Source organism: Streptomyces sp. NPDC058683 (genome assembly GCF_042716195.1).
GTDB lineage: Bacteria > Actinomycetota > Actinomycetes > Streptomycetales > Streptomycetaceae > Streptomyces.
The window spans coordinates 752-22,301 of sequence record NZ_JBHXSK010000089.1 but is presented as its reverse complement, the minus strand read 5'-3'; the positions used below and the strand labels follow the sequence as shown (position 1 = coordinate 22,301).

15 protein-coding genes are annotated in these 21,550 nt (G+C 71.6%); 8 read left to right on the top strand and 7 right to left on the bottom strand.

Annotated features, from left to right (window positions below; all coding sequences use genetic code 11):
* Nucleotides 1–145: 145 nt before the first annotated feature.
* A complete protein-coding gene (locus tag ACFWXC_RS50605; RefSeq protein WP_384490688.1) occupies nucleotides 146–1,417 on the bottom strand; it encodes an FAD-dependent oxidoreductase in 1,272 nt (423 codons plus the stop codon).
* A gap of 703 nt (nucleotides 1,418–2,120) precedes the next feature.
* Between ACFWXC_RS50605 and ACFWXC_RS50600 the strand changes: the two genes are divergently transcribed.
* Together ACFWXC_RS50600 and ACFWXC_RS50595 are read left to right on the top strand one after the other, a co-directional pair.
* Entirely contained in the window at nucleotides 2,121–2,978 is an 858-nt protein-coding gene (locus tag ACFWXC_RS50600) for a BTAD domain-containing putative transcriptional regulator (RefSeq protein WP_384490686.1), read from the top strand.
* A gap of 206 nt (nucleotides 2,979–3,184) precedes the next feature.
* Nucleotides 3,185–3,466, top strand: coding sequence for a hypothetical protein (locus ACFWXC_RS50595; protein WP_384490684.1), 282 nt, complete (start codon nucleotides 3,185–3,187; stop codon nucleotides 3,464–3,466).
* Between the two features lie 9 nt (nucleotides 3,467–3,475).
* Here the strand turns inward: ACFWXC_RS50595 and ACFWXC_RS50590 are convergent, their stop codons facing one another.
* Together ACFWXC_RS50590 and ACFWXC_RS50585 are read right to left on the bottom strand one after the other, a co-directional pair.
* A complete protein-coding gene (locus ACFWXC_RS50590) occupies nucleotides 3,476–5,389 on the bottom strand; it encodes a glycoside hydrolase family 5 protein (protein ID WP_384490682.1) in 1,914 nt (637 codons plus the stop codon).
* 56 nt (nucleotides 5,390–5,445) lie between these two features.
* A complete protein-coding gene (locus ACFWXC_RS50585; RefSeq protein WP_384490680.1) occupies nucleotides 5,446–6,150 on the bottom strand; it encodes an alpha/beta fold hydrolase in 705 nt (234 codons plus the stop codon).
* 175 nt (nucleotides 6,151–6,325) lie between these two features.
* On the opposite strand from ACFWXC_RS50585, the gene ACFWXC_RS50580 reads away from it, so the two are divergent.
* Nucleotides 6,326–7,015, top strand: a complete 690-nt coding sequence (locus ACFWXC_RS50580) for a DUF6215 domain-containing protein (RefSeq protein ID WP_384490678.1) — start codon at nucleotides 6,326–6,328, stop codon at nucleotides 7,013–7,015.
* Nucleotides 7,016–7,109: 94 nt separating this feature from the next.
* On the opposite strand, the gene ACFWXC_RS50575 is transcribed toward ACFWXC_RS50580, so the two are convergent.
* The 4 genes from ACFWXC_RS50575 to ACFWXC_RS50560 all read right to left on the bottom strand — a co-directional run bounded on the left by ACFWXC_RS50575 (nucleotide 7,110) and on the right by ACFWXC_RS50560 (nucleotide 12,460).
* On the bottom strand, nucleotides 7,110–7,709 hold the full coding sequence (locus tag ACFWXC_RS50575; RefSeq protein ID WP_384490676.1) for a hypothetical protein: 600 nt from the start codon (nucleotides 7,707–7,709) through the stop codon (nucleotides 7,110–7,112).
* A 410-nt stretch (nucleotides 7,710–8,119) separates the two neighbouring features.
* Complete coding sequence (locus tag ACFWXC_RS50570; RefSeq protein ID WP_384490699.1) at nucleotides 8,120–10,153, bottom strand: NAD(+) synthase; 2,034 nt, start codon at nucleotides 10,151–10,153, stop codon at nucleotides 8,120–8,122.
* Between the two features lie 183 nt (nucleotides 10,154–10,336).
* Nucleotides 10,337–11,173 (bottom strand): PaaX family transcriptional regulator C-terminal domain-containing protein, encoded by an 837-nt coding sequence (locus ACFWXC_RS50565; RefSeq protein WP_384490674.1) that lies wholly within the window; start codon nucleotides 11,171–11,173, stop codon nucleotides 10,337–10,339.
* Between the two features lie 294 nt (nucleotides 11,174–11,467).
* Nucleotides 11,468–12,460, bottom strand: a complete 993-nt coding sequence (locus tag ACFWXC_RS50560) for a phospholipase D-like domain-containing protein (RefSeq protein WP_384490672.1) — start codon at nucleotides 12,458–12,460, stop codon at nucleotides 11,468–11,470.
* Nucleotides 12,461–12,958: 498 nt separating this feature from the next.
* On the opposite strand from ACFWXC_RS50560, the gene ACFWXC_RS50555 reads away from it, so the two are divergent.
* From ACFWXC_RS50555 to ACFWXC_RS50535, 5 genes are all read left to right on the top strand, one after another.
* Nucleotides 12,959–14,251 carry an ABC transporter substrate-binding protein gene (locus ACFWXC_RS50555; RefSeq protein WP_384490670.1) on the top strand — a complete coding sequence of 431 codons (1,293 nt, stop codon included), beginning with the start codon at nucleotides 12,959–12,961 and terminating at the stop codon, nucleotides 14,249–14,251.
* A 7-nt stretch (nucleotides 14,252–14,258) separates the two neighbouring features.
* On the top strand, nucleotides 14,259–15,149 hold the full coding sequence (locus ACFWXC_RS50550; RefSeq protein WP_384490668.1) for a carbohydrate ABC transporter permease: 891 nt from the start codon (nucleotides 14,259–14,261) through the stop codon (nucleotides 15,147–15,149).
* On the top strand, nucleotides 15,146–16,039 hold the full coding sequence (locus ACFWXC_RS50545; RefSeq protein ID WP_384490666.1) for a carbohydrate ABC transporter permease: 894 nt from the start codon (nucleotides 15,146–15,148) through the stop codon (nucleotides 16,037–16,039). The genes ACFWXC_RS50550 and ACFWXC_RS50545 overlap by 4 nt, the downstream gene beginning before the upstream one ends.
* On the top strand, nucleotides 16,036–18,735 hold the full coding sequence (locus ACFWXC_RS50540) for a hypothetical protein (protein WP_384490664.1): 2,700 nt from the start codon (nucleotides 16,036–16,038) through the stop codon (nucleotides 18,733–18,735). The genes ACFWXC_RS50545 and ACFWXC_RS50540 overlap by 4 nt, the downstream gene beginning before the upstream one ends.
* A gap of 322 nt (nucleotides 18,736–19,057) precedes the next feature.
* Nucleotides 19,058–21,442: an ATP-binding cassette domain-containing protein gene (locus ACFWXC_RS50535; RefSeq protein WP_384490662.1), complete on the top strand. Its 2,385-nt coding sequence runs from the start codon at nucleotides 19,058–19,060 to the stop codon at nucleotides 21,440–21,442.
* Nucleotides 21,443–21,550: the final 108 nt, after the last annotated feature.

Below are 21,550 nucleotides of genomic sequence, written 5' to 3'. Positions count from 1 at the left end.
AGCAGCGCCGGCCCGTGCCACCGGGCCGGTCGCCGCGCACGCGGGCGGTCGCCGCCCGCCCTCGCCCGTCGCGCCTGCTCCACGGCACCGTCCATGGAACCAGCTCACCGGGCTCACCGGCCCCGCCGCAACCGAATTCCGCTGCTCAGGAGGTTCCGATGTGCCGGGCGATGCGGACGGCCGCGAACTCCGTGCCCGCCACGAACCGCATCATCGGCCCGAACATCGGCGCCGCGAGCGAGCCCGTGAAGTACAGCCCCGGCACCGACGACTCGAACGTCCCCCGCAGCGCGGGAGCCCTCGAACCCGGCACGCACGCCACGTCGCGACGCACCGTGGAGGACAGGAAGGGCAGCGCGTCGAGGTCCAGCCGGTAACCGGTGGCCGCCAGCACGTGGTCGACGGTGAGGGACTCGCGCTCGCCCCCGGGACCGGCGACATCCAGGCGCACCACCGGCCCGGAGAGCACGGCACCGGTGATCCGCCGCGAGGTGTGCACCGGAACGGCACCCTCCACCCGCTCCCGCAGCCACCAGCCGCCCGAGGGGCCGAGCGCCCGCCGGAACAGCAGCAGCCGCGCGGGCGCCGGAAACCACCGCACACCGCCCGGTGCCGCGCAGACCCCGGCCAGGATCCAGCCGGTGCCCAGCGGCGAGGCCGGCTTGGTCAGCCGCTGGATCCAGGGCCGGGCCAGGTCCGGGGTCATGCCCCACAGCACCTTCCGCTCGCGCACCAGAACCTGCGCCTCGGCGCCCGCCTCGTGCAGCAGCGCGGCACTCTCCAGTGCGGACTGGCCACCGCCGACGACCGCCACCCGCCGGCCCGCGTACGCGGACAGATCGGTGTGGTGGCTGGTGTGCGACACCGGCGCCCGGGGGCCGGGACCCTCGGGTGCGAGGTGCCGCAACTCGTCCGGCACATGGGCGAGTCCGTTCAGACCGGTCGCCACCACGACGGCCGAGGCCGTCATCTCCTGCCCGTCGTCGGCCCGGACCACGAAGCCGGCTCCGGAGCCGGGCCGCTCGACCGCCGTCACCCGGGCCGGCTCCACCTCACCGACGTACCGCTTCTGGAACCACTGTCCGTACCGTACGAAGACGTCGCACGGGATCGGGGTCAGCTCGGTCAGCTCCGGCTCGCCGTGCTCACGCCGGAAGTCCGCCAGCCGGCCGCCCGGCTCCGGCGCCGACAGATCGGTGGCGGCCGGCGTCGATTTCAGGAACATCCCGGTGGCCATGGCATGCCGCCAACTGCCCATCACGTCACCGAAGACGCGGACCGGCGCCCCCGCCGCCCGTAAGTGGGCGGCCACCGACAGTCCGTACGGTCCGGCTCCGATCACGACGACCGGTGGCCGTCCGCGCCCGGCGAACGCCTGCTCCTGGGCAGGGTGCTGCCCCGGAAGCGACTGCGTCATGGATCCCTCCGCTGGTCTGCTCGCCGCCCTCCCCTGGGCGACGCGACACTGCGGGATGGCACGCCCGGCGTGACTCGGCCGTGCTCGTCCCCCCTCCGCGGGTGAGTCTGTCCCACGGGGTGGATCCCGGAAACGATATCTACGCACGTTGGCCAAAACTTGGTCGAATCATACGACAAGTGGACCCAGCCATGTCATTGACGTGCGGCGGAGGGCTGCCGATGATCACTGATCCGACAGGACCGGTCGGCAACGGCGGTCACCGAGCTTCGCCCGGGGCGGTCATCACCTTCCTCTGTCACGGGCTCTTCCGATACGGCCCGCGGCACATCACTGCCCGGATCGCGACGGCCTTGACCCTGGCCGAACCCGCGGTGGCAGCCGTCCTGGGCGAGTGCCTGTGGGCCGTCTCCTGGTGCTGACCTGATCCATGGTCAAGTAACCGACCGGATGACGTCGTTCGTGCTGTTCTCCGGTCTAGTCCTTTGCGGCTCACGGCTCGGACCGAACCGTCCGGTCGGCGCCGTCCCGCCCCGAGGGTCGTCGAAAAGACGGCGCGGAGCAGCCACTTCGGTGTTTCTCGGGGGCGGTGCGGCACCTTGCGGCTGTCGGTCGAAAGCAGAGTGACGGGTGGTCTGTTGACAGACCGCTTGTGCTGTTTTCTACTGGCGGTGTGTCAGGTGTGAGGATCAGGGAGACGCGTGTGGACATCGGGCTGCTGGGTGCACTGAACGTGCGGGAGAACGGGGTCTCCATCGCCCCGACCGCGCCGAAGCCCCGCCAGGTGCTGGCCCTGCTGGCGCTGCGCGCCGGCCGGGTGGTGCCCGTCTCCACCCTCATCGAGGAACTCTGGGCGGGCGCCCCGCCGCGCAGCGCCCGCACCACCCTGCAGACCTATGTGCTCCAGCTCAGGGAACTCATCGCGACGGCACTGCGCCAGGGCCCCGGTCCCGATGCCGTGGACGCGCCCTCCGCGAAGGACGTCCTCACCACCCTGCCGGGCGGCTACCTGCTCGCCACCGGAGGCGGCCACAGCGACATCCAGGAGTTCGAGCGGCTCCGCGAACTGGGCTGCCGGGCCATGGACGACGAGAACTTCGCGGACGCCTCCCGTGCCCTGCGCCAGGCGCTGGACCTGTGGACCGGGCCGCCCTTCGCCGACGTGCACGCCGGAGCCCATCTGGCCATGGAGGCGCGACGGCTGGAGGAGAGCCGGCTGTGCGCCCTGGACCAGCGCATCGAGGCCGACCTGCGGCTCGGCCGGCACCGCGAACTGCTCGCCGAACTCACCGTCCTGACCAGCCGCTACCGCACCCACGAGAACCTGCACGCCCAGTTCATGCTCGCCCTCTACCGCTCGGGCCGCCGTGGCGAGGCGCTCCACGTCTACCAGCAGCTGCGCACCCTCCTTGTCAGGGACCTCGGCCTGGAACCGTCGGCACGACTGCGCCGGCTCCAGCAGTCCATCCTCACGGCCACCGCCGAGAACCCCGGCGCGCCGGCGCACCACGACGACCTGGCCGTACCGGCCCCGGGCGGCGGACTGGCGCGGGTGCCCTGAGCGGACCTGCTCGGATGGGGCGTCACTCCGATCGGCTACGACCTGCTCTGGCGCGTCGCGGACGGTGACCCGGACGGCTGGCCGGTGGCCCTTGCCGGATACCGTGACGGTGCGGCGTACGAATTTCCCTTCGGGATGGCAGCGGTGACACCCTGCGGGTGACGGCGACGCCGGACGTGGAGCTCGGCACTCCTGTCCAGGCGTAGGTGCGCATCCAGTCACCGCAGGGACGCTTCCTGAGCCGACGGGACGCGGATGCGACCGGCGAGCACGTGGACGGACTTCTCGTGCTCGATATCCGGTTGCCCGAGGAGATGAACGACACCGGCCTGACATGGCAGGAGATCGTGAACGCCATGAACCGGGAAGAGGAGTGGACCCTCGACGTGGTCGGCGACCGCCCGCTGACCGGGACGACCCACCTGAGCCCGGACGCGGTGAGCGTCCGGGCTCTGTCCAAGGTGGTGAGGGGAGCGGCGGGCCGGTGACCGACGAGGTCAGGACGGCACCGGCGCGCACAGCACGGCGGCGGGCCCCGGCGTGCTGCCCACCCGGGTCGTGAAGGCGACTCCGGCGATGTACTCGCCGGCGGCGCACTGACCCTTGTAGGCGCCGGAGGCGAAGTCGTCGCCCGCCCCGTCGGCCGGGCGGTTGTCGGACCGGTCGAACCACACCGTGCGGCCGCTCGCGCTCAACGCGGCGCGCGCGGGCGCGCACAGCAGCGCCGACACCCGCTCACCGCGACGGCTGTAGCCGATCCCGAACTGCCCGGCGGGGCACTGGAGTTTGGTGTATCCGGAGGCCCAGTCGCCGCCCGCCGGGACGTACCGCTCGTCCGTGACGACCGTCTGGGAGTTGCCCGTGGCCCGCAGATCACCCGTTGTCGCGTCGGTGCACAGGCCGCGTCCGCCGGAGTGCGCGAGGCCGATCAGCCGCAGCCCGTCGGGGCAGACCGCCTTGTAGGCGCCCGAGTCCCAGTCGCCGCCCGCCCGTACGCGCAGGGACTCGACCGCGTCGCCGTGGTCCGTGGCCAGCATCCGCCAGGTCGTCCCCGGCGCGATGTAGCCGGTGCGGCCGGGGGAGTTCACCAGGTGGTCCCAGGCCGTGGCCCGCCAGTCGCCGCTGTCGAGGAGGCCGTACCGGTGCCCGGCGGAGTCGTAGCGCAGCAGCGCCCAGTCGTCGTGGCCCTCCCAGCCGACCAGCGGCCAGTAGGCGAAGTCGGTGTCGTGGTCGGCGAAGTAGTCGGTGATGTTGCCGAACCAGGTGCGGGCGGCCGTCCCCGTCTCGCCGGCGCCGATGCCGAACTCGCTGATCCACACGGGCGCCGTGTAGTGCTTGCCCTCGGTGGTGACGAAGAAGGCCTGGTCGGCGAGGACCTGGTACAGCTCGTCGCGGGTCAGGTCCTGGTAGCGGGGGTCGCTGGTCTCGCCGATGCCGGTGGCGCCGCTGTGGTGGGGGCCCGTGTAGCCGTAGAAGTGGGCGGAGTACACCAGCTTGTGGGCGTCCACCAGGGTGTGGGAGAGGGTGCGGACGGGGGCGAGGGTGGGGCGGTCGTGCGGGAGGCCGTCCACCGGCAGCCCGGTCCAGTTGATGCCCTCGATGACGATGAGCAGGTCCGGGTCGGCCTCGGTGAGGATGCGGTCGGCGGCGAGCTGGGCGGCCGCGTACCAGTCGTGGTCGTCGCCCAGGCCCCAGTTGGGGTCGTTCAGGACGTCACGGCGTACCTCGTTGTAGAGGTCGGCGCCCACGACACGGGAGTTCGCCGCGTAACGCCGGGCCATGAAGACCCAGTCGTCTGCCCACTGCTGGGTCGACTGGCTGCTGTTCCACCGCTCGTTGCCGTCGATGCCGCAGCACCAACGGGAGGTGTTGGTGTGGTTGTTGAGGATGACGGCGAAGCCCGCGCCGGTCAGGGCGGCCACGACGGCGTCGTAGACCTCCAGCGGAGTCTCTCCGCGCAGCTGCGGATTCGCGGTGACCGCGGCGTCCGGTACCGGGGCCGTCGTATGGATCATCTCGTTCGAGAACGGCAGCCGGATGCTGTTGATGCCGAGCGCCTGGAAGTCCGACATCAGCTGGGGGAGGGAGGCACGGTCCAGACCCAGGGGGATGCCGTAGGAGTCCTGGCCGGCGTGGTGGTTGGCGGGGTCGGTGATGCTGCCGCTTCCGTTCCAGGAGCCCTGGGCGCCGTCCCAGTTGGCGGCCTTGAGGCGGAAGCGGTTCCCGGCGGCGTCGACGATGTAGCGGCCCCGGGTGGACAGGGGCGGCTGCCAGGTGCCGGTGGCGGACGCGGCCGGTGCAGGGGCGTCGGACCGTGGTGCGGCGGTCGCCGGGGTGGTGCCGGACAGGGCGAGAGCCATGAGCATTGCTGTCAGGTACGTGACAAGCTTGACGAACTTCGTGATCGACATCAGCCGTCCTCGGAGTGGATGCCGCGTGGGGGCGCCGCAATTTATCAGGGCGCGCGTCAACGGAGAAGCGGCTCCTCGGCCCCACAGGCCTCGGCCGTCCAGCCCTCCAGACCACGTTCGGGGCGCAGCAGCCGGCGGATGGCGGCGGCCGAGGCCCGGTGCCAGTCGTGGCTGCGGCGGAGCATCGCGTGATCCGCGCCCCTGAGCAGCACCATTCCGGCCTGCGCACCGGCCGCACGGGCCTGCCGTACGTACACGGCCGACTCGGCGGGCTTGGTGACCCGGTCACGGTCGCCGTGCAGGACGAGGATCCGGGTCCCGGTGAGATCGTCCACGGGGTCGCCGGGCGGGCACCAGGGCGCCAGCGCGAGCACACCGCGTACCGAGGGGTCGGCCGCCGCGCGCAGCGCCGCCCGGCCGCCCATCGAGTGGCCGACCAGCACCACGGACACGTCCCCGGCCCGGCCGCGCAGCTCGTCGAGGGCGCGCAGGGTGTCCTGGAGCGGGTCGGCGCCGTCGTTCCAGCCGCGGTACCGGTAGCGCACCTGGCCGACCAGGACGTCGCGGGGCGAGGAGACGGACGCGGCGGAGCTCAGAAAGGGACGCATGCGCAGGGCCGCCGGCTGCCAGGGGCGCGCCGGCCGGCGCCCGTTCTCCTGCCCGCCGTGCAGGACCAGCACTGCCGCCCGCGTCCGGTCCCGCGGTGCGCGACGCACCACCAGGGCGCTCCCGCCCGCCTCGACGACCCGTCCGTCGGCCACCGCGCCCACCTCTGCTTCCTCCGGCCTGGAGCGTGCTGCCGCCATCAAACACCGCCGGGGGAAGCCGCAGCCACCGAGGGGGCTGAGCGGCCCGTGCCATCTCCGTGAACATCAGTACCACGAACATCAGTTAGGCTCCACGGGCGCACAGGGGACGCACAGCGGGGGTGGGGGCATGACCGAAGTTTTCAGTGAGCCTGAGAAGGAAGGCAGACCGGTCGTTCAGGCGATCGCGGCGGTGGCCGTGTTCCTGGGCGTGGTGGGCGTGTTGTGGGCTCAGAAGGCGTTCGTCCACCCGCAGGACGCGAGCAGTGAACCGGCGGCCTGCTCGAAGTCGACCGAGCGGCTGCCGGCCCGTTACGTCTCGGGCGCACGGCTGTGCAAGGCGCTGAACCGCCCCGACCTTCCGGCCCTGCTGGGGACACCGCGGGAACAGGCCGAGACCGCCGGCGGCAGCGGGGACTGGATCACGCTCGCCGGCGGCACGAAGATCCCCTCGCCCGACGCCACGGTGACCCTGAAGACGTACTCCGTGAAGCTGTCGGCGTCCTACGACGACCTGTCCGTCGCCGAGGTGGGCCACCTGATGGGCGACGCACGCAAGACGACCGTCCTCGGTCACCCGGCCGTTCTCTACTCCAGCCCGACCATCTCCATCGGCTTCAACCTCGGCGGCGGGAAGGCGACCACGGGGCCCGGCGGCACGGCGCGCTGCCTCCTGGTGTCGAAGCACGCGAAGGACGACGGCGGGGGGACGTTCGAGGTCGCGATCTGGCGGCAGGACGACGTACTGCCCGACGACACGGCTCTCGAACGGGTCGCCGAGCAGGTGTTGCAGACGGTCCCGGGTTGGACCGGGAACTGACCCGACGGTCCCGCCACGGAACGGGCCTGCCGCCGCGGCGCCCGTGTTCCTGGGTGCCGCGGCGGCAGGCCACGGGTTGCTCCGGGTCAGTTCCTCACGGTACGACGATCGTCGTCGACTCGGGAGCGTCCGCGGCGGGCAGCGACGGCAGCGCGGGCACGGCGCCGAGGAGGCCCGTGACCGCGTCGAGAATGGACCCGAGCAGCCCGGTGACGGCGCCCAGCACCCCGCCGAGGTCGAGCGAGGTCAGCGAGCTGAGCAGGCTGTTGACGGCGGCCTGGATCGCGCTCAGCAGGTCCGAGACGGGGTCGGCCGCCCGCGCCGAGCGGTCGGTGCCGCCGGCGTCCAGTTGCCTCAGCCGCTTCTGCAGGGCGTCGCTCCACTCCCGTACTTCCTTGGCGTAGGCGGCGGCCCGAGCGGGGTCGAGGGCGGTGCCGTCCGCCGTGGTGAGGCCGGGCAGCGTGTCCAGGAGAGGGGTCAGGGCGTGGTGGTACCGCGTCGTGTCCATCGCTTGGATGCGGTCCAGCAGCGCGGCGACATCGGCACCGGGAGGCAGAGCCGTCTGTGCGACACCGGTTCCCGAGGCTTCTCGGCCGGCGTCGGCGGCGGCAGCGGTGGCGGCGGCCGGGCCGAAGACCAGGGCGGCACAGACCAGGGGGGAGACAAGGAGGCCGCGGGAGACTAGGGCGCGCATGGGGTTCCTTTCGAGACTGCTGTCCTTGCGCCCACCGTGGAAAACCGTGCGGGGCACCGCAACCGGTGCCCCTGGCCCCGACCTGCCCGCCATACCGCCGAGTCCTCCCTGACCAGGTACTTTGTCCTGCCCCGAGGCTCCTTCCGGGTGTCGGTGGAAGGTACGCCCGTCCGGGTGCGTACGGCCGTCGCCGAGAGCCGTGCATGCGAAGAGCCCCGCCCCCGACGGATCGGGGGCGGGGCTCTTCGGGCGGAGCGCCGGGCAGGCCTTGCACCTGCATCTCCCCACAGGAAGCGGGGCGTCTTTCCTTGGACCACCAACGCATCGCGCGTTACCCGGATGTGGAGTGCCGCGCGCGTGATCGACCATAGCGTGGCCACAGGGCGGACACCAAATCGCGGGCGGGCGCGCTATGCCTCCGGGACGCGCGCCAGGTCGTGCAGCCAGGCCTTCGCCGAACTGTCCGACGGGGCGCGCCAGTCGCCCCGGGGAGACAGGGAGCCGCCCGCCGAAACCTTCGGGCCGTTCGGCATGGCCGAGCGCTTGAACTGGGCGAAGGCGAAGAAGCGCCGGCAGAAGTAGTCGAGCCAGTGCCGGATCTCTGCCAGGTCGTACGCCTTGCGGTCGGACTCGGGGAAGCCGGGCGGCCAGGCGCCCGCCTCCCGGTCGTGCCAGGCGTGCCAGGCCAGGAAGGCGATCTTCGACGGCCGGAACCCGTGCCGCAGCACCTGGTAGAGGGTGAAGTCGTGCAGTGCGTACGGGCCGATCTTGGACTCGGTGGACTGCAGCTCCTCGCCCGGCACCAGTTCGGGGCTGATCTCCGTGTCGAGGATCGCGGCGAGCGTCTTAGCGGTCTCCGGGTCGAACTGCTCGCTGCTGATGACCCAGCGGATCAGATGCTGGATCAGCGTCTTCGGCACACCGGAGTTGACGTTGTAGTGGCTCATCTGGTCGCCGACGCCGTACGTGCACCAGCCGAGCGCCAGCTCGGAGAGGTCACCGGTGCCCAGCACGATGCCGCCGCGCTGGTTGGCGAGCCGGAAGAGGTAGTCGGTGCGCAGCCCGGCCTGCACGTTCTCGAAGGTGATGTCGTACACCGGCTCGTCGGCCGCGAACGGGTGGCCCATCTCCTTCAGCATGAGCCGTGCGGTCGGCGTGATGTCCAGCTCGGCCGCGGTCACGCCGAGCGAGTTCATCAGCCGGTGGGCGTTGCCCTTGGTGTGCTCGCCGGTGGCGAACCCCGGCAGGGTGAAGGCCAGGATGTCGCTGCGCGGGCGGCCCGCGCGGTCCATCGCCCGGGCGGCGACGATCAGCGCGTGCGTGGAGTCCAGGCCGCCGGACACCCCGATGACCACCTTCGGGCCGCCGATCGCCGCCAGCCGCTGCTGGAGCGCCGCGACCTGGATGTTGTACGCCTCGTAGCAGTCCAGGGCGAGCCGCTCGGGGTCGGCGGGCACGAAGGGGAAGCGTTCGACCCGGCGGCGCAGGCCCAGGTCGGCGGTGGGCGGGTCGAGCCGGAAGGGGACGGTCCGGAAGCCGCCGGTGCGTGCCGCGTGGGTACGCCGGTTGTCGTCGAACGAGCCCATCCGGGCCCGCTCCTGGCGCAGCAGGTCCAGGTCCACGTCGGCCACCGCGTACTGGTCGTCGAGCGGGAACCGGTCCGTCTCGGCGAGCAGCGCGCCGTTCTCGTAGATCATGGTCTGGCCGTCCCAGGACAGGTCCGTCGAGGACTCACCCAGTCCGGCCGCCGCGTAGACGTACGCGGCCAGGCAGCGCTGCGACGCCGAGCGGCACAGCAGTTTGCGGTCCTCCGCGCGGCCGACCGTGATCGGGCTGCCCGAGAGGTTCACCAGCACGGTCGCGCCGGCCAGTGCGGCCTCCGCGCTCGGCGGCACCGGCACCCACATGTCCTCGCAGATCTCGGCGTGCAGCACCAGACCGGGGACGTCCTCCGCGTCGAACAGCAGGTCCACCCCGAACGGCACGCTCTCGCCGCCGATCCGGATGGTGCCGCCCCGCTCGTCGTCGCCCGAGGCGATCTGCCGGCGCTCGTAGAACTCCCGGTAGTTCGGCGGATACGACTTCGGTGCCACACCGAGGATCCGGCCCCGGTGCACGAACACCGCGCAGTTGTAGATCCGGTTGCGATGGCGCAGCGGGGCGCCGACGACGAGGACCGGCAGCAGCCCGGCCGAACCGGCCGCCACGGTCGCGAGGGCCTCCTCGACCTGGTCGAGCACCACGTCCTGGAGGAGCAGGTCCTCGATCGAGTAACCGGTCAGGCCCAGCTCCGGGAAGACGGCCACGGCGACCCCGTCCTTGGCGCAGCGGCGCGCCTGGCGCAGGACCGCCTCGGCGTTGGCGCGCGGGTCGGCGATGACGGTGTGGCCGGTGCACGCGGCGACACGCGCGAAGCCATGCTCATAGATCGACCAGAAGTTCAACGGGGCTTCCTCGGGAGAGACGGACACGGTGCGGATGCCGGACGGAGAGCGTCGCCGTACACGGGCACCCTCTCCTTCGACGGTCCGGCGAACCTCCTGCTCCAAGAAGCATAGATCGGCGGCGATCCATGCTGACCAGGGGATTCCGGGCGAGCCGCGGGGCCGCCGACCGGGCGGGAGGAGTCACAGGGGCGTGGTGTCCAGCAGATCCGTGGCCATCCGGCGGGCCGGCCCATCGGTCTCGGCCGCGACCCGGTGGAACGTGGTCTCCGCCCGGGGGGCCGGCCAGTCGGCGGGCAGATGCCGGACGGGCAGCCGGGGGTCGGTGCGGATGACGCCCAGCCACTCGCTGACCAGGCGCAGCCGGGTGACGACCGGGTCGTCACCGGGGCCGGCGCGCCATGCCTCCCAGCGGGTGTGGAAGTCCTCGTAACGGGCGGCGATCGACCCCAGGTCCCAGGTGTCGCGGATCATGACGTCGATGTCCGTCGCCTCGTCGGCCAGCGCGTGGAAGATCTTGACGTGCGCGGAGAGTCCCAGTTCGGCGACGACGGCGGAGACGTCCACCCGGCCGGGCGCGATCCACAGCCCGCTGTAGAGCGGCCCGAACCCCGACCAGCCGAGCTGCGAGCGCAGATCGTGCCGCTGGCGCTGCCAGGACTCCGGCAGCGAGAAGCCGAGCAGGGTCCAGGAGCCGTCCCAGTCGTCGTTGACCGCGCCCGTCTGCCAGATGCGCCGCCGGCCGTCGTGCAGGATCTGCGTGGCGAGCGGCGTCAGACCGAAGTACGTCTTGCGCCCCTGCCGTTGCCGTCGCAGCAGGTTCCTGTTGACCATGCGGGTGAGCGTGGAGCGCACGGCCTGTTCGCCGACGTCCGCCCGGCCCAGGACCGTGATGATGCTGCCCGAGTAGACGCCCAGCGGGCCCTGGTCCAGCACGTGGTTGCCGAAGAAGGCGAGCAGCAGCGACTGCGGACGGGGCTGCGGGGAGTCCAGGGGCTCTGGCACGGTCTCGTCGTTCACGTGCGCAAGATTACGGCCCCCGGGCGGGCGTACGACGGGCCGCGCGAACTCGCTTCCGGTACTGGTCACGGGGGTGGGCGGTCGAGCCGCGGCCGTACCGCGGGACCGTGCCGTTCCCGCTGCCGGGCATGCGGTGGGCCTCCGCCGCGCTGTGCGGTTCTTCGCGGCCGGGGCGAGGCCCTCGGCCCGCGAGCAGGCGGCGTCCCCCGCGTCGACACCCCTGTCGGTCTTCCCGCGTGGGCCTGCCTCCGCCCCGGCCGCGCGCACGCGCCGCCGGGGCCGAGGTCCGGTCCGCTATGCGGCGGTGCCGCCGTTGTAGTCGCTGTTGAACGTGGTCTCGATGGTCGTGGCCACCGACTGCGCCACCCCCGTGCCCGTGAGGATGATGCCCAGCTCCCGGTTGTTCGACAGGGAGTTGCTGCTGATGTTCATGGAGCCGGCCTCCACCTCCTGGGTGGACAGGCCGTAGTCGGCGACCATGGCCTTGGCGTGGATGTAGAAGCCGTCGGGGTCGGAGTAGCCGACGACCGTGCCGCCGGCGTCCTCGATGTCGGAGACCTCGCCGGCGTAGTCGCCGGGTGTCTCCAGGACCACCCGCACCTTCACGCCCGCCTCGGCCCGGGCGACGATCGCGTTGACCACCGTGCTGTCGCTGAACTCCAGTTCCTCGACGTCGAGCGTCTTGGTGGCGGCGTTGATCACGGACAGCAGCCGGCTGCGGGAGTCGGTGGGGGACCAGAGCAGGTGGTCGCCGTCGGTGGGGGTGACCGAGGTGCCGGCGTAGTCGGCGGCGAACACCTTCTCGATCGCGGCGACATCGCGGGTGTCGTCGGTGAACACCCCGTAGTCCCGGCCGGTCGAGTAGTACTGCGAGGTCAGGTTGCCGGTGAGGACCAGCGACTTGGCGGCGTCCACCGTGATGGTCTTCTGGTGCGTGTAGACGAAGCTGGACGGCGACCACACCACACCCACGCCCGCCTTGGTCAGGGCGCTGTACGCGGAACTGTTGGCGCTCTGGTGCGCCCGGTCCAGGACCACCCGCACGGTGACGCCCTTGTTCTTGAGGGCTATGAGGTCGTTGACGGCCGTGGTGTCCTCCAGCTCGTACATCGTCATGTCGAGCGAACTGGTGGCCGAGTTGATGAAGTCGTAGATCGTGGGCTCGCTGCTGCTGAGCGAGAAGGCGAACGCGGTGTAGCTCGCGGCGTTCGCGGGGACCGCGGCGGCGACCACGGCCGCGCTGGCCGCCAGGGCGACACCCGCGCGACCGAGAAGCTTCGACAGCATGCGTGACTCCTAGTCGAGTTGACGCTCACGTGGGGGGTGGGTGAGCGTGGGCATGACACCACGCGCGTAGACTGCCGAGGAAGAGAAGCTCGGTGAACTCGCCGTTACCTGTGGGCCGTAGGGGCCGACAAAGCGGACTCCGTGCAGGTCGGGGCCGGTTCATGGGCGTCCCGCGAGAACGCAAAATCTTCGTAGCAGAGCCTGGTCGGCGGAGTGCGGTCGTTGGGAGCGCCCGACGTGGACGACGTTCTCGCAGGCGACGGCGAACCCGACCGTCGGGCGAGTCGCGACCGGGACACCTGGAGAACTCCTCGAGTTTGCGAACCATTAGGAGCCCGACCTTTCCGCTGGGCGGGACGGTCTTCCCTTATCGCGGAACTCGGAGCAGTATTTCTACCAACTCCCTGCAAGGCCAGCCCAGTTGTGGCCCACTCCGTGGCGGACACAGGAAGGGCCAGCCGCACCGCTCACTGAAGAGAAGGGTGGAGAACCATGCGCGTGCGCAAACGAATCTGCGCGGTGGTGATCGGGACGGTCGCGGCACTCGCGGCGACGGCGTGTGCACCGGGGTCCCCGGCGTCCTCCGGGGACCGGCCGACGACTCCCACCAAGATCGACTGGAAGAGCTTCGAGGGCAAGAAGCTCACCTACGTCTACTTCACCGACGGCGCCGCGGACGAGAAGGCGACCCGCTCCGCCATCTCCCGGTTCGAGTCCGAGACCGGCGCGAAGGTCAACCTGCAGATCGTCCCCTACGCCAACCTCGACACCTCGCTGCAGGCCCGGCTCTCCTCCGGTCAGGCACCGGAGGTGGCACGAGTCAGCGACTGGCACGCATACGCGAGCGTCGCCGTCGACTTCAAGCAGTACTTCGGCGACGGCTACCCGGGCCAGTTCACCTCCGGCGCGGCGAAGACGGCGCAGGACACGAGCGGCCACATGCTCGCGGTGCCCAGCGACCTGACCGTCAACGGGCCGTTCGTCAACGTCGACGCCTTCGAGAAGGCCGGGGTGGCGATCCCGGCCAAGTGGACCTGGGACCAGTTCGTCGCGGACGCCGAGAAGGTCGCCAAGGCCAACCACATGCCGTACGCGATCGCCATCGACAAGTCCGGCCACCGGCTGAGCACCGTCCTCAGCCAGTTCGGGACCGTGCTGGTCGGTCCCGGCAACAAGAACGGCCTCGACGGGCCGAAGGCCGAGAAGGCCCTGGCCTTCTTCACCGGCCTGGTGAAGAACAACACGATCTCCAAGGACTTCTGGCTGGGCGCCGGCGACAACTACGCGGGCGGCAACGACCAGTTCCTCGCCGGGCAGGCACCCGTCTATCTGTCAGGTCCCTGGCAGGTCGGCGCCTTCACCGAGAGCGCCGGGTTCGCCTGGGCGGCGACGCCCAACCCGTGCGAGGCGCGCTGCGGCGGCTTCCCCGGCGGCAAGTACATGGTCGCGTTCAAGAACAGCGGGGAACCCGCCCTGGCCGCCGCGTTCGTGGAGTGGATGAACACCGCCGACAACCAGCGCGCCGTCGACCGGACCGCCTACTGGCTGCCCACCCGCCGGGACCTGACCGCCTCCGGAGTGCAGTACCCCAGCCACAGCGCCGACATGAACACCTTCCTCAAGGACCTGGCCCGCACGCCGGACGACACCTTCACCTCCAACTCCAGCCCCGCGTTCACCAAGTCGGCGCAGGCGCTCATCACCGAGACGGACAAGGTCGTCGCCGGCCAGGAGGACGTCAAGAGCGCCGTCGGCAACCTGAAGACCGCCATCGACGCGGCCGCCCGGTAGGCCCGCCATGACCCGCACCACAGGCAGGCCGCTCACCTCGCGGAAGCTCGCCCCGTACCTGTTCGTCCTCCCCAACATGGCCGTCTTCGCCGTCTTCACCATCTGGCCGGCGGTCAACGGCTTCAACCTCAGCTTCTACGACAGCGGTGACGGCCTCACCTTCCGGAGCGTCGGCACTTCCAACTACGGCACCATCCTCGGCGACGGTGAGTTCTGGACGGTGGCCCGCCACACGCTGCTGTTCACCGTGGGGTTCGTGGTCGTGTCCACCGTGCTGGCCATCGCCCTGGCCCTGCTGCTGCACGCCCAGCGGCGCGGCCGCGGAGCACTGAGCGCCGCCTACCTGCTCCCGTTGATGATCTCCCCGGTCGTCGTGGGCATCGTCTGGAAAGCCGCCCTGGACCGGCAGACCGGACTGGTCGACGAGGTCGTCTCCGCCGTGGGGCTCGGCCGGCCCGGCTGGCTGGTCTCACCGGACCTCGCCATGGTGACGGTCATTCTCGTCGGCGTCTGGATCCACCTCGGCTTCTACGCCCTGATCCTGCTCTCCGGCCTCCAGGCCATCGACACCACCGTCTACGAGGCCGCCCGCATCGACGGATGCGGCGAGTGGCAGCGCATCCGGCGGATCACCCTCCCGCTGCTGCGCCCCACCGTCGCGGTGGTCGTCATCCTCTCCACCATCGCGGGCTTCCAGGCCTTCGACTACATCTTCACCCTCAGCGGCGGCGGCCCGGTCGGCGCCACCACCCTGATCGTCCAGTACATCTACAAGCACGGCTTCAGCTACCCGATCCAGTACGGCATGGCCAGCGCGGCAGCGGTGATCCTCTTCTGTGTGGTGTTCGCCGTGACCTTCCTGAACTACCTGGCCGGCCGCCGGAGCGAGGCCCTATGAGCATCCAGGCACCCCTGCGGGCCCGCACCGCCGTCGGCAGGCCGGGGCCGGCCTGGACCTCGGCGACCGGCCGCACCCCCGGCACGGCGTCCGTGGTCCGCACCGTGCTGCTCACCGCCGGCGCGCTCGCCGTCCTGGCCCCCGTGGCGTGGGCCGCGCTCTCCTCCTTCAAGACCCGGGAGGAGCTCGCCGCCGCACCGCCCACGCTGTGGCCGCACCGTCCGACCCTCGACAACTACTCCACCGGCCTGCGCGCCTTCGACTTCGCGCAGTACCTGACGAACAGCGTGATCGTGACGGCGGCCGCCACCGCACTGACCCTGACCATCAACTCCATGGCCGCCTACGCCCTGGCCAAGTACAACTTCCGGGGCCGCAACCTGCTCTTCCTCGTCACCCTGTCGACCATCATGATCCCGCTCCAGGTGATCCTGCTGCCCGTCTACCAGGTGGTCTCCTCCTTCGGGATGACGAACTCCCTGCTCGGCCTGATCATTCCGCCGGCGGCCACCCCGACCGGCGTGTTCCTGCTCCGGCAGTACATGCTGACCCTGCCCGACGAACTGATCGAGGCGGCCCGCATCGACGGCGCGGGCGAGTTCAGGATCTTCCTGCGGATCATCCTGCCGCTGAGCCGCCCCGCGCTGGCGGTGCTCGCCGTCTTCTCCGTCATCTGGCGCTGGAACGACTTCCTGTGGCCGCTGATCGTCGCCCAGGACGAGTCGAAACAGACCCTGCCGGTGGCCATCGCCCGCTTCGCGAGCCAGCAGGCCATCCCGTTCAACGAGATCCTCGCCGTGTCCGTGGTGTCGATCGTGCCCGTCGTGATCCTCTACCTGCTGCTGCAACGCCACATCATCTCCGGAATCTCCCAGGGAGCGATCAAGTGACGTCACCTCAGCCCACCGGACGCACGGTGCACTCGCTGGACCGGCGCGGCTTCGTGCGCGACTGGCTGACCGGCCCCGCCTGGAGCAGCACCTGCGACGACCTGGCGCGCGTGCTGTCCGCCACCGGCAGCCCGTGGGGCGACGACGGCCGCTGGGTGCTCACCAACGGACCTGACGTCGCACCCCTCAAGCGCCGCCTGCACGATCTGCACCCGCTGCTCACCGCACAGCCGCTGCCCGACCTCGCCGAAGGCACCGCGTTCACCTGGACCCGCTCGGCCGGCGACCCGCCCTCCTCGGCCCACTGGCAGCGGGAGCACACCGGCGGGGACGGCCTGCTCGACTGGAGCCAGTTCTGCTTCACCCCCGAATACCGGCACGCGCTCGCCGGCACCGTCCTGGAGGTGGACCAGGCCGAGTACCGCGACCTCGAAGTCGCCTGCACCGGCCCCTTCGTACTCTTCGTCGACGGCCGACCGGTGCTCTCCGGCGCCGACTTCGGATACATGGAGCCGCTGCGGCACCGCGTCCGGGTCCGGCTGCGCTCCGGCACGACGACCGTGCACCTCGCCACCTGGCAGGTCGCGTTCCGCGAGGTCCGCCATGCGGCGAGCCTGCGCGTCGACGGCCTCCCGGTCCGCGTGGTCGTGCCGACCCCGGGAGCCGACGAGTACCGTTCCCGCGCCGCCGAGCAACTGCTGGAGTCGCTCGCGGTCGGCCCGTGGGCCTGCGCCGACGGCCGGACCTGGATCTCCGGGCCGGCCGGCGGCCGCCTGCTGGTGTCGGTGGACGGCCGCCCCGCCGAACCGGTCGTCCTGCCGGAGAAGGGCGCCGCCCCGGTCGCACTGGCCGGCCGCGCACCGGAGACCGAGAACGCCGCGTCCATGCTGGACACCGGCGAGAACGTGCTGCGCATCACCGCCGACGACCCCCTGGCCCCGGTGTCCCGGGTGGCCCGGGTCGCCACCCTGCCCCCGCAGCGCCGCGCGGAACCGGCCGGCGATCCCGCCGTATGGCGTGCCGAACTGCTGCGGCACGTCGCCCGGGCCACCCCCGGCGCGGCCCGGGCCCTGGCCCGGCACGCCCTCGACCCCGAGGCGCCGCTCGACGGGGCCGACCTGGACGGGCCGCTGGCGATGCTCGCCGGCCGTGCCGACTGCGCGGACTTCGAAGCCGTCAGCCTCGTCCACCTCTGGCACCGCATCCCCGGCACCGGCTGGCAGCCGGGCCGGCGGGAGGCGGTGCGCCGCGCGCTGACCGGGTTCAAGTACTGGATCGACCAGCCCGGCCTGGACGCGATGTGCTACTTCACCGAGAACCACCAGTTCGTGTGGCACACCGCCGAACTCCTGGCCGGCGAACTCTTCCCCGACGAGGAGTTCACCAACACCGGCTGGACCGGACACCGCCACGCCGAGCACGCGGGGCCCCTCGCCGAGGAGTGGATGCGGCGCAAACTCACCGGCGGATTCAGCGAGTTCGACTCTAACGCCTACCTCGCCATCGACACCCTCGCCCTGGTGTCCCTGGTGGAGTTCGCCGCCTCGGACGGACTGCGCCGGCTCGCCGAGGCGCTCCTCGACAAGGTGCTGCTCACCCTCGCCTGCAACTCCTGGCGCGGAGTGCACGGCGCCGCCCACGGCCGCTCCTACACCCCCACCCTGCGCTCCTCCCGCTTCGAGGAGACCGCGCCCGTCATGTGGCTGCTGTGGGGCGTCGGCTCCCTGAACGGCGCCGTCCTCCCCGCCACCGCCGTGGCGACCGCCGAGCACTACCGGGTTCCGCCCGTGATCCCCGCGATCGCGGCCGAGCCCCCGCAGGAGTGGGACGGCCGCCAGGTCTACCGGGGCGGCTACCGGTTCCACCACGATCTGCTGAGCCGCCCGTACGACTCCGACCTGCGCATCTGGCGCACCCCCGACGCCATGCTCTCCAGCGTCCAGGACTACCGGGCGGGCCTGCCGGGACTTCAGGAGCACATCTGGGGCGCGACCCTCGGCGCCGAGGTCCAGGTGTTCGCCACCCACCCGGCCGCCGACACCATCAGCTCCTCGGCCCGCCCGAACGCCTGGGCCGGCCAGCGCATCCTGCCGCGCGCCCGCCAGCACCGCGACACCGTCCTCGTACTGCACCGCCTCCCCGACCACACCACGACCACCCATCTGTGGTTCCCGGCCGAACTGTGCGACGAATGGCGGGAGTACGGCTGCTGGCTCGCCGGCCGGGTCGGGGACGGGTACGTCGCGGTGGCCGCGGCGGGCGGCTTCCGGCCGGACACCACCGGCGACGAGGCCCGGCAGGCATGGACACCCGTCGGTGACGGCCGCGCCTACGTGGCGACCGTGGGCCGGCGTACGGCGGACGGCTCCTTCGCCGAGTTCACCGACTCCCTCGCCACCCCCGACTTCGGCCGCGACCGGCACGGCGACCCCCAGGTGGCGTGGACCGCGCGGGACGGGCGCCGGCTGCACCTCGCCTGGAGCGCCGCGTTCACCGTCGACGGCGCGCTGCCCGACCCGGAACCGACTCCGCCGCACCTCGACAATCCGGCCTGTCGGCAGGCGTTCGGCGCGCACGAACTCCGGGCGAGCTGGCGGAGCGCCGAGCTGGTGCTCGATCTCGGCACGGGCCGGCGTCTGACGCCGCCCAGCGGCATCCCGCAGGCGCGGCCGGAGGGGGACTCCCGTGGGCGGTGAGGACCTGACCTCCAGCCGGTTCGCCGCCTCGCCCCGGCCGCCGCTGGACCGGGCACGACTCGGCACCGTCCGCGTCGCCGGAGCGGCGGGGGAGAGCTACCCGCCGTTCCCCGCTCCTCGCACCTCGCCGACCCCGTCACCGCCGACGCGGTCGCGGCGCCCCTGACCAGGCAGCTCACCGCGCTGACACCCGACCCCCGCCGCCCGCGGCCGGGCGGGCGGCGGGAGCCGGTCAGGAATGGAGAAGCGCTAGTGTTCCACCCCGGCTAGCGTGGCGGCCGTCGACGGAGGCCCCGCGCAGCGGATGGAGACGGGTTTGAGCATGGCCAGAAAGACCGAGACGCAGGCGTCCGCGCCGCACGTGGCGGACAGCCACGACCTGATCCGTGTGCACGGCGCGCGCGAGAACAACCTCAAGGACGTCAGCATCGAGATCCCGAAGCGCCGGCTCACGGTCTTCACCGGAGTCTCCGGCTCCGGCAAGAGCTCGCTGGTGTTCGACACCATCGCCGCCGAGTCGCAGCGGCTGATCAACGAGACCTACCCCGCGTTCGTCCAGGGCTTCATGCCCAACCTGGCCCGCCCCGAGGTCGACGTCCTCGACGGACTGACCACCGCGATCATCGTCGACCAGCAGCGGATGGGCGGCGACCCCCGCTCCACCGTCGGTACCGCCACGGACGCCAACGCGCTGCTGCGGATCCTCTTCAGCCGGCTCGGCACGCCGCACATCGGCTCGCCCAAGGCGTTCTCCTTCAACATCGCCTCCATCAGCGGGGCGGGCGCCGTGACCATCGAACGCGCCGGACAGCAGGTCAAGGAGCGCCGCAGCTTCAGCATCACCGGCGGCATGTGCCCGCGCTGCGAGGGCCGCGGCGCCGTCACCGACCTCGACCTCGGCCAGCTCTACGACGAGACCAAGTCGCTGAACGAGGGCGCGATCACCGTCCCCGGCTACAAGGGCGGCGGCTGGAACTCCCGCCTCTACGCCGAGTCCGGCTTCTTCGACCCGGACAAGCCGATCAGGAAGTTCACCAAGAAGGAACTGCACGACTTCCTGCACCGCGAGCCGACCCGGATGAAGATCGCCGGTATCAACATGACCTACGAAGGTCTGATCCCGCGCATCCAGAAGTCGATGCTCTCCAAGGACAAGGAGTCGATGCAGCCGCACATCCGCGAGTTCGTGGAGCGGGCGGTCACCTTCGCCACCTGCCCCGACTGCGACGGCACCCGCCTCAACGAGGGCGCCCGCTCCTCGAAGATCGCCGGGATCAGCATCGCCGACGCCTGCGCGATGCAGATCAGCGACCTGGCCGCATGGGTCGAGGGCCTCGACGAGCCGTCGGTGGCACCGCTCCTCAGGACGCTCCACGACACCCTGGAGTCGTTCGTGGAGATCGGCCTCGGCTATCTCTCGCTGGACCGGCCGGCAGGCACCCTGTCCGGCGGCGAGGCACAGCGCACCAAGATGATCCGCCACCTCGGCTCCTCGCTCACCGACGCCACCTACGTCTTCGACGAGCCCACCACCGGCCTGCACCCGCACGACATCCAGCGCATGAACGGCCTGCTGCTGCAACTGCGCGACAAGGGCAACACCGTCCTCGTCGTCGAGCACAAGCCGGAGGTCATCGCGATCGCCGACCACGTCGTGGACCTCGGCCCCGGCGCCGGTGCGGGAGGCGGCACCGTCTGCTTCGAGGGCACCGTCGAAGGCCTGCGCAAGGCCGGCACCGTCACCGGCCGCCACATCGACGACCGGGCCGGCCTCAAGGAGAGCGTCCGCAAGCCCACCGGGGCACTGGAGATCCGGGGCGCGAGCACCCACAACCTCCAGGGCGTCGACGTCGACGTCCCGCTCGGGGTCCTGACCGTCGTCACCGGCGTGGCCGGCTCCGGCAAGAGCTCCCTCGTGCACGGGTCGATCCCGGCCGGCGCCGGGGTGGTCTCCGTCGACCAAGGCGCCATCCGCGGCTCCCGGCGCAGCAACCCGGCGACGTACACCGGGCTTCTCGAACCGATCCGCAAGGCCTTCGCCAAGGAGAACGGCGTCAAGCCGGCCCTGTTCAGCCCCAACTCCGAGGGCGCCTGCCCCACCTGCAACGGCGCCGGCGTCGTCTACACCGACCTGGCGATGATGGCCGGCGTCGCCACCACCTGCGAGGACTGCGACGGGAAGCGGTTCGAGCGATCGGTGCTCGACTACGCACTCCACGGCCGCGACATCAGCGAGGTGCTGGCCCTGTCGGTGAACGAGGCCGTGGTGTTCTTCGCGGCGGACGAGGCGAACGTCCCGGCCGCCCAGCGGATCGCCCAGCGGCTCCAGGACGTCGGCCTCGGCTATCTCACCATCGGCCAGCCGCTCACCACCCTGTCCGGCGGCGAGCGCCAGCGCCTCAAGCTGGCCACGCACATGGCCGACAAGGGCGGCGTCTACGTCCTCGACGAGCCGACCGCGGGCCTGCACCTCGCCGACGTCGAGCAACTCCTCGGCCTGCTCGACCGGCTGGTCGACGCCGGCAAGTCCGTCATCGTCGTCGAGCACCACCAGGCGGTCATGGCGCACGCCGACTGGATCATCGACCTCGGCCCCGGCGCCGGCCACGACGGCGGCCGGATCGTCTTCGAGGGCACCCCCGCCGACCTGGTCGCCGCCCGCAAGACCCTCACCGCCGGGCACCTCGCGGAATACGTCGGCGCCTGACACGCACCCCCGGTCCGCCGCGGTGGGCGGGGCAACCCCCGCGCCCGGTACCCCGCCCCCCCGCCGGACGCCCGGGGGTCAGGGCGTGGGGCCCGGGGGGCGCCACCC